Below are 15,219 nucleotides of genomic sequence, written 5' to 3'. Positions count from 1 at the left end.
TCGAAAAAAGTGTTATCGAAAGAAGATCTCATCAAAGTCCGGCTCTTCATCCCAGATGGCGTGCTGACGTGCGTCCCAGCGCTCGGCCAGATAGGGTTTGAGGGTTGCAAGGGTGGTGATGGTCGCCAGTTGTCCATGCAACTGCTTGATATCCCGCTGTAGATAGTGCTGATGCTCCTCGAACGCGAGATCGGTCTTCTTCTTCGAGCGCTGTTTAAACTTGTGCAAGATAACCCCTTGCACTCCCTCCGGGCCACTATAAAAGCAGATCTCGAGCTCACGTTTTTTCTGCCAGAGCGCCGGATTGATGGCCACCAGATTCTCTTCACTCAGCAGCTTGTCTGCCTCGGGCAGATGGGTGTGAGCCAGGTGCAACAGAGTAAACATATCCCGCGTTTCCCACGCATGGCTGAGCTCGCCCATCAGGCGGCTCTTCTCTTCACGCTTGACCGGGTCTTGCTCCCGATCCGGGTGCAGCGTCATAGCCAGCTTGCGATAGAGCTGCTTAAGGCTTGAGTTATCGAGCAGTTGCTCAACCCTGGCAACCTCATCCGGATCGGCCATGTCATGATGATCCTGCCAACGTGCGAAAGCCTCGTCATTGGCAAAGGGGTCATCGCCACAGTCCGGCGCGTCGTCGTCCCACTCATGCTCATCACCGCCCTGTTTTTGGGCCTGGGCTTGCATATAGTCGCGCAGCTTCTCGGGATTTCTGACCATCTCGCGCAGCAGCTCGATATCATCGGGGCTCTCGCCAAACGCCTCTTGCAGCATGTCAGTGATAAAATCGCAGCTCGCCTCGAGCTGATCATCATCGAGCTGGCTGACGCTGCCCGCTTGCACCGCCATATAGAGTGACTCCAGATCCAGCTCCCCCCGAAACGGGTTGGATTCAAGATACCCCATCAATTCATCAATCCAGCCATGGAGCATCTCGCGCTGCCACTGGGTAAAACTTTTGCGGGCGGTGAAACCGGCCAGCCGCTGGCAAAGCTGAAAAATCAGCCCACACTGCTCACGCTCCAGAGGCTCAATGTCGCTGACAAAGCGCTGATAGATATCCGCCCCCTCTTGCTCCTGTTTGGCCAGCTTGGCCTGCAGCTTTTCGATGGCCTGCCACTGGCGATGAAAATAGGCAAGGGCCGGACTCTCGTGGCGCGGCTCGGCTTTTTTTCGCTTGGCCGAGGTTTTACTCTTGGTCAGTGACATGAAAACTCCAAATGAAAACGGGATAGTTGGCTACCGTGGCCACGGCAGATTATCAGAGGGGAGGAGATGCGCCTATCCTCGCGGTCTGCTGCCGCGACTTGTCGATCTTGAGAAATCATCCTAAAACCTCGTATTGGGGTACCACGTGGGGTACCACATCTAGCAAACGGTAGGCACATTACTGTATCCACTTACCTGGCCACCGGCAGGTCCTCCCAGCGGGTGGTGTAACAGGGGCTCAGGAGCTCTTGTCGCATCATCCACTCAGGCGACCCCGTACCTTGGCTGGCAAAGCCTACTCGCCCCAATCCCTTGGCTTTGATCTGGTCCATCACTGCCATCAGCGCGTCCGATTGAGCGGAGGACGGGGCAAACAGATCTGCCTGTTGTTGCCCCTTGGGGGTGAACTCACTCAGCATGACGCCCCCCTTCTGATAGCGGTAACCGTCGCGCCAAATCTGCGGTAGCAGCACGTTCACTTGCTGCAGCAGCAACCGGGTATCATCGCTAGGGCAGACCAGTCGGACGCCAGCCTGCTCACTGTAGTAAGGAGCTCGTTCGTCAAAGGGGCTGGTTCGCACGAACAGATGCACCCGCTGGCAACACATTCCCTCGGCCCGCAACTTCTCGGCAGCGCGAGCCATAAAGCCTGACAACGCTTGGGCCATTTCCCCACGGTCAGTCACGCGCTCACCAAAGGAACGGCTCGAGAGGATCTGCTGCTTCGCCACCGGTTCAACGGTCAGCTCCGCGCAAGGCAGGCCACGCAGCTCCTGTACGATCCGCTCGACCACCACGCCGTATTGGGCGCGCAACCCTTTGGCATCACTGGCCACCAGGTCTGCCACGGTGTTGATGCCTTGTGCCGCCAACTTGGCCCCCAAGCGCCGCCCTATGCCCCACACCTCGTCCACCGGGGTGATAGCCATCAGCCGGGCACGGCGCAGCTCGTCACGCAAGTCCACGACGCCGCCCGTGGCAGGCCACTTCTTGGCTGCATAGTTGGCCAGCTTGGCGAGGGTCTTGGTGGGGCCGATCCCAACCCCTACCGTGAGGCCGGTCCACTGCCACACTCGCTGCCGGATCTGTTGTCCATAGGCGGTCAGGTCCCCGGCAAACGACTCCGACAGTGACAGGAATGCTTCATCGATGGAGTAGACCTCCAGCTCAGGGGCCATGGTCTCCAACGTGCTCATCACCCTGCCAGACATATCGCCGTAGAGCGCGTAGTTGGAGCTGAATGCCACCCCGCCATGCGCCTCGAACTGCTCGCGGATCTTGAAGTAGGGCCCGGCCATCTTGATACCCATCGCCTTGGCTTCAGGGCTGCGCGACACCACGCATCCATCGTTGTTGGAGAGCACCACGATCGGGCGGCCACGCAGCTCAGGGCGAAACAGCCGCTCACAGCTGGCGTAGAAGTTGTTTACATCAACGATCGCTATAGCTATCACGCTGCCTCAGATTGCCAATCACATGGGTGACCACTCCGAACAACTCCAGGGAGAGGCTCATACAAGGGTCGATAGGCGCGAACGCCGGATTGGCTGGCAACAGCCGCAACCTCGGCTTGAGCTGCAAGGTCTTTACCGTGAAGCAGCCATCGAGTAGTGCAATCACCACATCACCATGGCGTGGGGTGAGGCTCTTATCGACCACCAGCAAGTCACCGGGAAAGATGCCGACCCCGGTCATGCTCTCCCCCTCGGCACGCAGATAGAAGGTTGCGGCAGGGTGCGCCACGCAGTGGGTGTTGAGGTCCAACTTCCCTTCCAGATAGTCGCTGGCTGGGCTGGGAAAGCCGCAAGAGACGCGGTGCAAGAACAGCGGAATGGTCACCTCGGCGGGTGATGGGTCTGGGGTTAACAGCTTCATGGTAACAACACCTGTATTTATATACAGGCATTATAGCGCACCACCTTTGAACCAGCGCAAGTCCCGCATGCCACTGATGACGTACCATGGCGCCAACAAATAACAAAGAGATCAGTATGAGTCACAATCTGTGTGCCCTACCGAAAGAGCAACAAGAACGGATCGAGGTCGAGAAGGCCGCCGCATATGCGGTATGGAAGGAGCGCAACGGTCACTTGGCCAGCGCAGAAAGCGAAGCAAGCCAGCATAAGGGTGAACTGGGCAGCTACTTTCTTGAGCAAGTAAGTAGGTACAAACGGGGCTAGCCTTCCTGTAGTCATGTTTTTATTCTGGGAACACTCTAAGTCCCTTAACTCTCACGCAAATCCGGGCTTCGGAGCTTGAAGATGCAGCCCTTGGCTACCAACTCGTCCCGGTTTGCCAGCACCAGCGGGTAGAGCAGCGGATGCTGTCCTATGTTGAAGGCGGTGCAGAGGTGATTGGTGGTAAGACGGCCTTCCCATAGCAGCACGATCTCAAGTAGTCGAAAGCGCAGGGTCTGATCCCAAGTGAGAGCCTTAGGGGCAATGCTGTTCACTTAAGAGAATTTGAGTTCCAGTCCACGTAGTATCAGGACAAAAAAGCGAGGGAGGCATGATGCCTCCCTCTTTCTATTGCAAGCCCCGCTGGATAAAGGCTGGAGGAAGATCGACTGGACACAGCCTTGCCCCCTCAACTCAAATCCAATTTATGAATAATCAGTCAAAAAAGTGCTTATCTGAACAGCATTGAGCCTTAGGGGGCATATGTGCTCCAAAATGCGACATGTTAATGTAACCAGTATCGGCATGAGTATACAGACGACATATACTGAGCCAACTTGAAAATCCGCCCCAAGGACATGAAATGTCACTCTTATCTAGCACTGTGTTCAGTGCGGTCTTATTGTTGCTGCTGGTGGCCCAGAGTGCTGGGGCCGCTGACTGCACCTATCGTAAAGACAGCCTCGGCAATACCCGCTACCAGTGTGACGATGGCAAGAGCGGCACCCTGCGGAAAGACAGTCTCGGTAACGTCAGAGACTCGCAAAGTGGCACCACTTGGCGTAAAGATTCCCTCGGCAATGTCCGCAGCAGCGAAGGCGCCACCTATCGCAAAGACAGCCTGGGCAATGTGCGCGTTAGCAATCCGGGTACCGGCGATACGGTCACCTGGCGCAAGGATAGCCTCGGCAACCTGCGCGCCTCCGATGGCACCATCTGTCGCACCAACTCCCTGGGGCAAGTCAGGTGTGATGGTCAGAGTGCGCCGCCTGCGGTTCTCGAAGGAGAGTGATGGGGCATCTTGCCTGAGAATGCACTGTAAATGCGTTCTGTTGTATGAGTTGAAAGTCACATTTGAGACTTTTCAGTCTTGCCATTTAGGGGGCTGCAAGCTAATTTAGCTAAATTAGCTGTGCCCTGCCGATTTGGAGTCCCTGAGTGACTGAGGAAGAGATCTACCAGCAGATCAAAAGTGCCTTGTTAGCTGCACCTCGCAAGCAATACATGGTCGAAATGCACCTGCAAATGCTCAAGTATGCCGACGAACTCAAGCACGTGACGGCTAAAGAGTTTTGCGAAAAAGTGGAACTCAAAGAGAGTCTTGGCACCGAATTTAGCAAGATGCGTAACCTCACTGCACGTTTGAAAGCGGCAGGGCTCGATCCAGCCAAGATCTGACATTGCCTACCCCAGCCCGTTATCTGCCAGACCATCGATAGGAACAATATGCTCAAGCTCGAAGAAATCAAAAAGGATGCTCAGGTTCGCGGCATTGTCGAAGGGCAAGTGGTGCGAGTTGTGACAGTTGAACCTATTGGTGAACATGCGCTGACAGTCTATTACAAAGACAGCAGTGGCAATCTAGCTGAGCGAATGTTGTTCCGAACCGATGAGATAGCATTGGATCTGGCCACAGTAGGCCGTCCTTGGTCATTTGATGCAAAAGGGGCAGATTTTAAACTTGGTTTGGAAGCCTACCGGATCTCGCAGGCTGCACTGTTTGACCCCATGATGGCGGTCAACATGGCGAACGTTGACCCACTACCGCACCAGATTTCAGCAGTTTACGAATACATGCTACCCAAGCAGCCATTGCGTTATGTTCTGGCCGATGACCCAGGTGCGGGCAAAACCATCATGGCGGGTTTGTTCATCTCTGAACTGCTGCTTCGTGCAGATGCTCGACGGGTCATGGTGGTCTCGCCGGGCTCGTTGACTGAACAGTGGCAGGACGAACTGTTTGAAAAATTTGGTCTGCAATTTGAGATCTTTAGCAAAGAAAAACAAGAGCAGTGCGCGACCGGTAACTATTTTTCTGAAACCGATCGCCTGATCTGCCGACTGGACCAACTCTCTCGTAGCGAAGAGCTGCAAGAGAAGCTGCGCAATACCGACTGGGATCTAATCATCGTCGATGAAGCGCACAAACTCTCAGCCAACTACTTTGGCAGCAAAATCAACAAAACCAAGCGCTTCGTCCTTGGTGAGCTGCTGGGGTCTATTTGCCGCCACTTCCTGCTGATGACAGCAACCCCACACAATGGCAAAGAGGAAGACTTCCAAGTCTGGATGTCACTGCTCGACAGCGACCGCTTCTATGGCAAGTTCCGCGAAGGCGCCCACAAGGTCGATATCACCGACATGATGCGCAGGATGGTTAAAGAAGAGCTGCTCACCTTCGACGGCACTCCCCTGTTTCCTGAGCGCCGCGCCTACACGGCCAACTATGATCTCTCCCCCCTTGAAGCCAGCCTTTATGAGCAGGTAACGACGTACGTCAGGGAAGAGATGAATCGGGCCGACAAGCTCGATAACAAGAAAAAAACCACCGTGGGTTTTGCATTAACCCAGCTACAACGGCGTTTGGCTTCCAGCCCGGAGGCAATCTATCAATCGCTGAAGCGCCGACGTAATCGACTGCAAGACAAACTTGCTGAGATGAAGCTGCTAGCCCGTGGCCAGAAGGCTAAACAAGCGGGTGTTGCTGAAACACTCGGCACTTACACCATCACCAAACAGATCGATCTGCCTGATAACTGGGATGAGCTGGATGAAGATCTCAGTGCCGAAGAGTACGAACTCTATGCCGAACAGGTGGCAGATCAGGCCACCGCAGCAGAAACCATCATTGAGCTGGACGCCGAGATCCACTCACTCAAAGACCTTGAGCAGCAGGCGCTGACGCTGGTGCAGTCTGGCAATGACAAAAAGTGGGAACAGCTTTCATCACTGCTGCAAGACTCCCCCGAGATGAAGAACCGCGACGGCAGTCGTCGCAAACTGATTATCTTCACCGAGCATAAAGACACTCTGAATTACCTACGCCAACGTGTCAGTGATCTGCTGGGTCAGCCCAAAGCAGTCAGGGTCATCTACGGCGGCACCAATCGGGATGAGCGCCGCAAGATCCAGAGCGAGTTCCGCAGTGATCCCACCGTCTTGGTGTTGATTGCGACCGATGCGGCCGGGGAAGGCGTCAACCTGCAAAACGCCAACCTGATGGTCAACTACGACCTGCCCTGGAACCCGAACCGCCTCGAACAGCGCTTTGGCCGTATTCACCGGATCGGCCAAAAAGAGGTATGCCACCTGTGGAATATCGTGGCCAATGAAACCCGTGAAGGGGAAGTGTTCCAAAAGCTGTTTGATAAGCTGGAAATAGAAAAAAAAGCCTTGGGTGGTAAGGTGTTCGACATCCTTGGTGAAGCCTTTGATAACGTCTCTCTGAAAGACTTGCTGATCGACGCCATTCGCTATGGTGAAGATCCCGCAGTGCGCGCCAAGATGGATCAGGTCATTGAAGGGGCACTCGATAGCGACCATCTCAAAGAGATCATGCGCCGCAACGCACTGGTTGAATCCCATATGGGCTTAGAGGGGCTTTACGCCATCAAAGAGCAGATGGAAAAAGCAGAAGCCCGTCGCTTGCAGCCGTTCTTTATTCGGGCGTTTTTCCAAGAAGCCTTTGCCGGATTAAACGGCGAACTGAGGGAGCGTGAACAGGGCCGCTATGAAATAAAGCATGTCCCAGCGGTGATCCGCGAACGGGATCGCAGCATCGGCGAAAGCCGCACCCCTGTGTTGTCCCGTTATGAACGCGTCTGTTTTGAAAAGCAGCTGATCAGGCCCACCGGCAAGGTGCTGGCCGAACTGCTTCATCCCGTACATCCACTGATGCACTCGCTGCTCGATCTCACCTTGCAAGCCCATCGCACCAAGCTCAAGCAGGGGGCTGTGCTGGTGGACCCGGCCGATGAAGGGGACGAACCTCGCCTCATCATGATGCTGGAGCACTCAATCCGCGAAACCAGCGAACAAGCCAAGAGTGTCGCCTCACGGCGGTTGCAGTTTGTCGCCATCGATACTGCCTGTCGGGCCAGCTATGCCGGTTGGGCCCCCCATTTAGACCTGCAACCGATAGCGGATGCTGATCTGGCACTGGTGCAGGATATCCTGCACTCACCCTGGTTATCTCAGCCACTCGAACCGCTGGCGCTGCAACTGGCCTCTGAAAAGCTGGTGCCAGAACACTTTGCGGAAGTGAAAACGCGCCGTGAACTGCAAGCCGATAAAACCCTCACGGCTGTGCATGAGCGACTGATCAAAGAGATCAACTACTGGCAGGATCGCTTCTTGAAATTGAGCGATGACGTCAAAGCGGGCAAGCAACCCAAAATGCAGCCCGAAAACGCTCGTCGCCGAGTCGATGAATTGACCGCACGTCTGCAACAGCGCACGGCAGAGCTCACCGCACTCAAGCAGGTGGTCTCTAGCACCCCGGTGGTGATTGGCAGTGCCTTAGTGATCCCACAAGGTTTACTGGCCAAACGCAAAGGCGAAGCAATCTTTAGCCCAGATGCCGCCAGCCGGGCCCATATCGAGAAGATTGCAATGCAGGCCGTGACGCAGGCCGAGCAAGCCCTCGGCCACACGGTGATCGACGTATCGGCGGATAAATGTGGTTGGGATATCACCGCTCGCCCGCAGTTGAATGCCGATGGCTCACTCAAACCAGACCGGCATATCGAAGTCAAAGGGCGCAGCAAGGGGCAAACCACCATCACCGTCAGTCGCAACGAGATCCTCTATGCCCTCAACCAGGCCGACAAATTCCTGCTGGCCATTGTGCTGGTAGAGGGTGACAACACCGAGGTGCCCTTCTATATTCGCCAGCCCTTTACCAAAGAGCCGGATATGGGCGTGGCGAGCATCAATTACGATCTGGCGGATTTGCTGGCGCGCGCCACCGATGCCGAAGGTAGCTTATGAAAATTGAACAAATTACCTTAAAAAATTTCCGCTGTTTTGAGCTGCTGGATGTGACCTTTCATCCGCAGATGACTGTCTTGATTGCCCCCAATGGTGCGGGCAAGACCACGATCCTCGATGCGGTGCGCATTGCGCTTTGGCCGTTCGTCAAAGGCTTTGATCTGGGCAGCCAAACCGGCAAGTCGGCCACTATTCAGATTGAAGACGTGCGTCTTGAGCGCCGTGAACAAGAGATGGAACCGATATTGCCCAGCCAGATTACGGCCCAGACCAGTAGTATCCCCAATCAGGATCAGAAGCCGCGTCCGCTCCACTGGCAACAGAGCCGCGATCAGGTCAAGCCACGAACCCAAACCAAGGGGGATCAGTCGACACAAGTTCTGACTCGGCTCGCAAAGAAATTCCAGTCAACGATTTATAAAGGGCAGGAAGCCAACATAGACGCTATCGATTTACCCTTGGTGGTCTATTTAGGAACTGGGCGCCTCTGGTATCAGGGGCGCTATACCTCTGAAGCAAAAGATAAAAAGCTCGATACCAGCGTGTTTTCCCGCCTTTGGGGCTACCAGAACTGTCTAACGGCAACCTCTAGCTATAAGCAGTTTGAAACCTGGTATGGCTGGGTATTTCGCAGTTATCGCGAGCTGCAAATCGATCAGCTGGAGAATCGACTTAAGAAGCCGGATCAGAGTGCGCTGGCCAACTTCGCGGCTGCCATTGAAGTCGTGCAGCGTGCCATCAACACCCTCACAACTTCGCTGACCGGCTGGCGGGATCTGCAATACCGCTCCAGCATGGGCCAGCAACTGGTGATGGAGCATCCCGAACTGGGCTATATGCCGCTTTCCCTGCTCAGCGATGGTCTGCGTAATATGGTTGCCATGGTGTCGGATATTGCCTTTCGCTGTATCAAGCTCAACCCTCATTTAGGTGTGGATGCGGCGCACAAAACCCAAGGCATCGTACTGATCGATGAAGTGGACATGTTCCTTCACCCAGCGTGGCAGCAGACAGTATTGGCCTCGTTGCAGCAGGCATTTCCCAATCTCCAATTTATCGTCACCACCCATAGCCCGCAGGTAATCAGCACTGTGCGTACCGAATCAATTCGAGTATTGGGTGAGGATGTCAATGGCAATGCGATTGCCGCAATCCCTCTAGCTAACACCTACGGTGAGCCGAGTAATAATGTCTTGCGCACGGTCATGCTGGTTGATCCTCAGCCACCGATTGACGAAAAAAGTTTATTGCTTCGCTTGACCGAGCTAGTCGATCAAGGATTGGGCGATGAGGAAGAAGCCAAGGGACTGATGGCTCAATTGCTGATGGTGCTGGGGGCTGGGCACCCACAGTTACAACGATTGCAGCGCAGTATCGCCCGTCAACAATGGCTGAAAGGATTGGATGCAAAGCAATGAGATATGTCAACCAATCTGGTTTGCATGTGCATGGCCTAGCAATGGCTCATCAAACACCACCACACACACAGGAACAAGCGACAAGCCGTTGGTCCTCTTTTGGCCACAAGCGCGAACTATTGTCCCGGTTATGCAACCAGCAATATCAACTTTGTTGCTACAGCGAGGTGCGCGCTGATCTACTGGGGCTTGATTATCACATCGAACATGTAGAGAACAAAAGCCAAGTGCCTACCCGCACCTTTGATGAAACCAATCTCGCCGCAAGTGCGTTCAGCTCTGACACAGTCTCGTCGAGAGTGAAGGCCGATGTTTTTGGTGGCCATGCGGTGGGTAAACAAGCTGGCGTGGAGATGGCTCGGTTTGTTCACTGTTACCAACCAGATTGTGCGCGCTATTTTGCCTATATGTCGGATGGTCGAGTGGTACCCTCCATTCATTTGAATGCAGGTGAGCAACAGCGGGCTCAATACAGCATCGACTTGCTCAACCTGAATAGCCCTTACTTGGTGAATTTACGCCAGCAATGGTGGGACGAGCTAGAGCAACTCCAAGAAGAACATCTCACCAAAGGCTGGGATCTTAATCAGCTATTACACCTTGATTTAGTGCCGACGGCGCATCATCAGCTAAACCATTTTTTTTCACTAACTCGCCAATTCTTCGGCCCTGTCGCCGAAACAGTATTGCAGCGTGAGGCCCCAGAACTCGTATGACTCAAATCAAATCCCCCAAAAAACTGATCGAAGTGGCCTTGCCGCTGGATGATATCAATGCGGCAGCAGCCCGGGAAAAATCGATCCGTCACGGCCATCCGTCGACCCTGCATCTGTGGTGGGCGCGTCGCCCCTTGGCGGCCGCACGGGCGGTGATCTTTGCCCAGATGGTCAACGATCCCGGTTATCAGCAGGGGGCGGGGTTTAAGTACGGGGTCAACAAGCAGGAAGCCGCCAAGAAGCGCGAAAAGCTGTTCAATATCCTGCGCGAGCTGGTGAAGTGGGAAAACACCAATAACGAGGCTGTGTTAAACCAAGCCCGTGCCGCGATCTGGGAGAGCTGGCGCGAGATCTGCGATTTGAACAAGGATCACCCGCAGGCGGCCGAACTCTTTAACCCAGAGCAACTACCGGGCTTTCACGACCCCTTTGCTGGCGGCGGTGCGCTGCCGCTGGAAGCGCAGCGGTTGGGGTTGGAATCCCACGCCTCCGATCTCAACCCGGTAGCGGTCACCATCAATAAGGCGATGATCGAGATCCCGCCCAAATTTGCCGGCCGCGAGCCGGTGGGGCCTCTGCCTGCCTGCGATAAGCTAAGCAAGAAAAAAGCCACCAAGGATGCTTTCGAGGATTGGTCCGGTGCCAAGGGGCTGGCGGAAGATGTGCGCCGTTACGGCGCTTGGATGCGCGACGAGGCGCAACAGCGCATTGGTCATCTCTATCCCAAGATCGCTATTACCGCCGAGATGGTGGCAGAACGCCCGGATCTGCAACCCTACTTGGGTGAAGAGCTGACGGTCATTGCCTGGCTATGGGCGCGGACCGTAAAAAGCCCGAATCCGGCGTTTTCTCATGTCGATGTGCCGCTGGCCTCGACCTTTGTTCTTTCCTCCAAGGCAGGCAAAGAGGCCTATGTCGAACCTGTGGTGGAAGGAGATAGTTATCGTTTTACCGTCCAGGTGGGTACGCCGCCGGAATCAGCTAAGACAGGAACTAAAGCTGAAGGACGTGGTGCCAATTTCCAGTGTCTAATTTCTAATACTCCAATTACAGGCTCTTACATTAAAGATGAAGGGCAAGCAGGCCGAATGTCTCAGCGCCTGATGGCTATTGTACTAGAGGGCAAAAAAGGTCGAGTCTATTTATCGCCTATGGATGAACAGGAGCAAGTTGCTTTAGTGCAACCGCCTGAATGGCGTCCTTCGGGGTTAGTTCCTGCAAGACTGACAGGGGGTACCTGCGTACCTTATGGTCTGAAAGAGTGGGGGGATTTGTTCACCCCCCGCCAATTAGTCGCACTAACCACGTTTTCCGAGTTGGTTGGCGAAGCCATCGCGCGTTGTCGTGAAGATGCTCTCTCTGCTGGGATGGCCGATGATGGTATTGGCCTCGATGCCGGCGGCATCGGCGCCACTGCCTATGCGCAAGCTATGGGAGTGTATTTAGCTTTTGCAACTAATAAAATGGCTGACTTGGGGAATAGCCTATGTCGATGGGAACCAGTGGCTCAGTGCCCACGCCAGCTTTTTGGAAGACAAGCGATTCCAATGATTTGGGATTTTGCCGAATCAAATCCAATAGGTGATCGTTCAGGTGGGTGGAGTGTCTTTATTGACGGTATAACCAAAGCGTTTAGTAGTTGTTTTGATAATGTAGAGTCACATTGGTTCGGTCGTGTGCAGCAGGATGATGCTCAAACCCAGACTATTAGCCGCAATAAGGTGATCTCCTCCGACCCACCTTATTACGACAATATCGGTTATGCCGACTTGTCGGATTTTTTCTATGTCTGGCTGCGAAAATCACTGCGGCCAATCTTCCCCGGCCTCTATGCCACCATGGCGGTGCCTAAGGCGGAGGAGCTGGTCGCCACGCAGTATCGCCACGGCGGCAAGGAGGGGGCCGAGGCGTTCTTTTTAGATGGCATGGGCAAGGCGATCCAGCAACTGGCCGAGCAGGCCCACCCGGCGTTTCCGGTGACCATTTATTACGCCTTTAAACAGTCCGAAACCAAGGCCGACGGCACCTCCAGCGCCGGCTGGGAAACCTTTCTACAGGCGGTGATCGACGCCGGTTTTGCCATTAATGGCACTTGGCCAATTAGAACTGAGAATAGCTCTAGGATGATTGCTTCAGGCACCAACGCGCTGGCCTCCAGCGTGGTGCTGGTGTGCAATAAGCGCAACGCCGATGCCGATACCATCAGCCGTCGCCAGTTTATCCGTGAACTCAATGCCGTACTGCCTGAAGCGCTGGCTGATATGACCCAGGGCACGATCGATGCCCATGGCAATAATCAATCAGCCGTAGCTCCGGTGGACTTATCGCAGGCGATTATCGGCCCCGGCATGGGCATCTTCAGTAAATATGCAGCAGTGCTCGAAGCCGATGGCAGCACCATGAGCGTGAAAACCGCGCTGCAACTGATTAACCGCTTCCTCGCCGAAGATGACTTCGATGCGGATACCCAATTCTGTTTGCACTGGTTCGAGCAGCAAGATTGGCGGGTGGGCAAATTTGGCGAGGCCGATGTGTTGGCCCGCGCCAAGGGCACCAGCGTCGCGGGCCTGGTCGAGGCCGGGGTCGTTGAGGCCGGACAAGGGGACCTGCGTCTGCTCAAATGGGCAGAGCTGCCGAGCGACTGGACACCTGAGCGCGACAGCCGCACCCCGGTGTGGGAGGGGTTGCATCAACTGATTCGCCTGTTAAATAGCCAAGGCGCCAGCGCTGCCGGGGCCATGCTGGCATTGATGCCAAACAAGAGCGACGCCATCCGCTCCTTGGCCTATCGCCTCTATACCCTTTGCGAACGTAAAGGCTGGGCCAGCGACGCCCGTGCCTATAACGAGTTGGTCATGGCGTGGGAGGCGATGCAAGGCGCGATGGTCGAAAGCGGTCAGGTTGGCGACCAACAAGGATTTGATTTCTGATTGGCTTTCGCCAACAACATGAACACAGGACAGCCGTATGCATATTGAGTCGATCACCTTAAAGAACTTCAAAAGTTTTCGTAACACACAGATGGAGGGGATCCCCAAGTTTTGTGTGTTGGTGGGGGCAAATGGAACCGGAAAATCAACCATGTTTGGGGTATTTGATTTTCTGCGTGAAGCCTTGTCGAGCAATTTGCATACTGCCTTGGTGAAAGCCGGGGGAAGCCGGGGCTTTCAGGAGGTAAAAAGCCGCGGGGCAGAAGGCAATATCGAGATTGAGCTGAAATTTCGTGAGCATGATACAGCCCCGCTGGTGACCTATTTTCTTGAGATTGGTGAAGACAACGGCCGCCCGATAGTCGAGCGCGAAATTTTGAAGTACCGACGCGGTAGCGGTGGACAGCCATGGCATTTTCTGGATTTTTCTCGCGGTGCGGGTATGGCTGTCACCAATGAAATCGAGAAAGTCAAAGATGTTAATCAGTTGGTGAGAGAGGAGCAGCGATTGAAGTCGCCGGACATTTTGGCGATTAAAGGGTTAGCACAATTTGCCCAGTTCCCGGCTGTCGTCACGCTCGGTACCCTGATCGAAAATTGGCATATCTCTGATTTCCATATCAATCGGGCTCGTCCTGAACAAGAGGCTGGTTATGCCGAACACCTCTCTCGTGAAGGGGATAACCTTTCTCTGGTGACGCAGCATTTACATAGCCGATACCCGGAGGTTTTTTCCGCCATTCTGGACAAGCTGACACATAGAGTTCCTGGCATTACCAAGGTCGATGCTAAAACGACAGAAGAGGGGCGCGTGCTATTACGCTTCCAAGATGGTGCCTTTGAGGACCCTTTTCTGGCGCGGTATGTGTCGGATGGCACGATCAAGATGTTTGCCTATCTGGTGCTGCTTTATGATCCAGTTCCCCATCCTCTGCTGTGTGTTGAAGAGCCTGAAAATCAACTTTATCCGGGGTTGTTGTGGGAACTGGCCGAAGAGTTCAGCGCCTATGCCCAGCGCGGTGGCCAGGTGTTCGTCTCTACCCATTCCCCTGATTTTCTTAATGCAGTCGAGCTGGACTCTGTTTATTGGCTGGTAAAAAAACAAGGGGCAACCGAGATTGTCAGAGCCAGAGATAATAAGCAGGTGGCTGCCTATATGGCTGAAGGCGATCAGTTAGGTTATCTGTGGAAACATGGCTTCTTTGAGGGAGTAGACCCTCAATGACGACAGTGGTTTTTTGCTTGGAGGAGCCATCCGCTAGGGCCATGCTGGAGGGAGTGATCCCTCGTTTATTTCCTGATATTCAGTTTCGCTTTGTCGTTTTTGAAGGAAAACAGGATCTCCATAAGAGACTGGTGATGCGTTTGCGAGGTTGGCAGGGGGATGCACTGTTTGTTGTGATGCGCGATCAAGACTCGGGTAATTGCGTGGATATCAAAGCACAATTATTCACTTTGTGCGAACAGGCAGGTCGACCGAACGCCTTGATCCGAATCGCCTGTCGTGAACTGGAAAGTTTTTATCTGGGTGATCTAGCAGCAGTTGAACAAGGATTGAATTTGACAGGGTTAGCCAAGTTACAAGGAAACCAGAAATTTCGTGATCCTGATCGCTTAGTCAACGCGGCTGAAGAACTGAAAAAAATCACAAAAAACACATACCAGAAGTTGAGCGGATCCAGAAGCATCGCCCCTTACCTTCGTCTGGATGAGGCTCATCGCTCAACAAGTTTTAAGGCTCTGATTACAGGGCTTCAACGTTTATTGCACGAGGCTTAAC

13 protein-coding genes are annotated in these 15,219 nt (G+C 54.2%); 9 read left to right on the top strand and 4 right to left on the bottom strand.

The window, feature by feature from the left end:
- Positions 1-12: 12 nt before the first annotated feature.
- From PG896_RS07320 to umuD, 3 genes are all read right to left on the bottom strand, one after another.
- Positions 13-1,209, bottom strand: a complete 1,197-nt coding sequence (locus PG896_RS07320; RefSeq protein ID WP_042649079.1) for a J domain-containing protein — start codon at positions 1,207-1,209, stop codon at positions 13-15.
- 191 nt (positions 1,210-1,400) lie between these two features.
- Positions 1,401-2,660, bottom strand: a complete 1,260-nt coding sequence (gene umuC, locus PG896_RS07315) for a translesion error-prone DNA polymerase V subunit UmuC (protein ID WP_270835573.1) — start codon at positions 2,658-2,660, stop codon at positions 1,401-1,403.
- Positions 2,641-3,084 (bottom strand): translesion error-prone DNA polymerase V autoproteolytic subunit, encoded by a 444-nt coding sequence (umuD, locus tag PG896_RS07310; RefSeq protein ID WP_201871431.1) that lies wholly within the window; start codon positions 3,082-3,084, stop codon positions 2,641-2,643. The genes umuC and umuD overlap by 20 nt, the downstream gene beginning before the upstream one ends.
- 116 nt (positions 3,085-3,200) lie before the next feature.
- Between umuD and PG896_RS07305 the strand changes: the two genes are divergently transcribed.
- Positions 3,201-3,389 (top strand): DUF3283 family protein, encoded by a 189-nt coding sequence (locus PG896_RS07305; protein ID WP_270835567.1) that lies wholly within the window; start codon positions 3,201-3,203, stop codon positions 3,387-3,389.
- A 44-nt stretch (positions 3,390-3,433) separates the two neighbouring features.
- On the opposite strand, the gene PG896_RS07300 is transcribed toward PG896_RS07305, so the two are convergent.
- The gene (locus PG896_RS07300; RefSeq protein ID WP_270835566.1) at positions 3,434-3,595 is read right to left on the bottom strand and encodes a hypothetical protein; all 162 of its coding nucleotides are present in this window, start codon (positions 3,593-3,595) and stop codon (positions 3,434-3,436) included.
- A 374-nt stretch (positions 3,596-3,969) separates the two neighbouring features.
- On the opposite strand from PG896_RS07300, the gene PG896_RS07295 reads away from it, so the two are divergent.
- From PG896_RS07295 to PG896_RS07260, 8 genes are all read left to right on the top strand, one after another.
- Complete coding sequence (locus PG896_RS07295) at positions 3,970-4,398, top strand: hypothetical protein (protein WP_103858994.1); 429 nt, start codon at positions 3,970-3,972, stop codon at positions 4,396-4,398.
- A 146-nt stretch (positions 4,399-4,544) separates the two neighbouring features.
- Complete coding sequence (locus tag PG896_RS07290) at positions 4,545-4,784, top strand: HTH-like domain-containing protein (RefSeq protein ID WP_103858993.1); 240 nt, start codon at positions 4,545-4,547, stop codon at positions 4,782-4,784.
- Positions 4,785-4,832: 48 nt separating this feature from the next.
- Positions 4,833-8,375: a helicase-related protein gene (locus tag PG896_RS07285; protein WP_216991884.1), complete on the top strand. Its 3,543-nt coding sequence runs from the start codon at positions 4,833-4,835 to the stop codon at positions 8,373-8,375.
- A complete protein-coding gene (locus PG896_RS07280) occupies positions 8,372-9,793 on the top strand; it encodes an AAA family ATPase (protein ID WP_103858991.1) in 1,422 nt (473 codons plus the stop codon). The genes PG896_RS07285 and PG896_RS07280 overlap by 4 nt, the downstream gene beginning before the upstream one ends.
- Positions 9,790-10,509 (top strand): retron system putative HNH endonuclease, encoded by a 720-nt coding sequence (locus PG896_RS07275; protein WP_103858990.1) that lies wholly within the window; start codon positions 9,790-9,792, stop codon positions 10,507-10,509. Before PG896_RS07280 ends, PG896_RS07275 begins: the two co-directional genes overlap by 4 nt.
- Positions 10,506-13,439 carry a DUF1156 domain-containing protein gene (locus tag PG896_RS07270; RefSeq protein ID WP_270835565.1) on the top strand — a complete coding sequence of 978 codons (2,934 nt, stop codon included), beginning with the start codon at positions 10,506-10,508 and terminating at the stop codon, positions 13,437-13,439. The genes PG896_RS07275 and PG896_RS07270 overlap by 4 nt, the downstream gene beginning before the upstream one ends.
- 37 nt (positions 13,440-13,476) lie before the next feature.
- Positions 13,477-14,664: an AAA family ATPase gene (locus tag PG896_RS07265; RefSeq protein ID WP_270835564.1), complete on the top strand. Its 1,188-nt coding sequence runs from the start codon at positions 13,477-13,479 to the stop codon at positions 14,662-14,664.
- Entirely contained in the window at positions 14,661-15,218 is a 558-nt protein-coding gene (locus PG896_RS07260) for a DUF4276 family protein (protein WP_270835563.1), read from the top strand. The genes PG896_RS07265 and PG896_RS07260 overlap by 4 nt, the downstream gene beginning before the upstream one ends.
- Position 15,219 lies beyond the last annotated feature (1 nt).

This window comes from Aeromonas sp. QDB30, assembly GCF_027707645.1.
GTDB lineage: Bacteria > Pseudomonadota > Gammaproteobacteria > Enterobacterales > Aeromonadaceae > Aeromonas > Aeromonas caviae.
The sequence above is the reverse complement of the archived record's forward strand: the minus strand, read 5'-3'. Positions and strand labels throughout refer to the sequence as shown.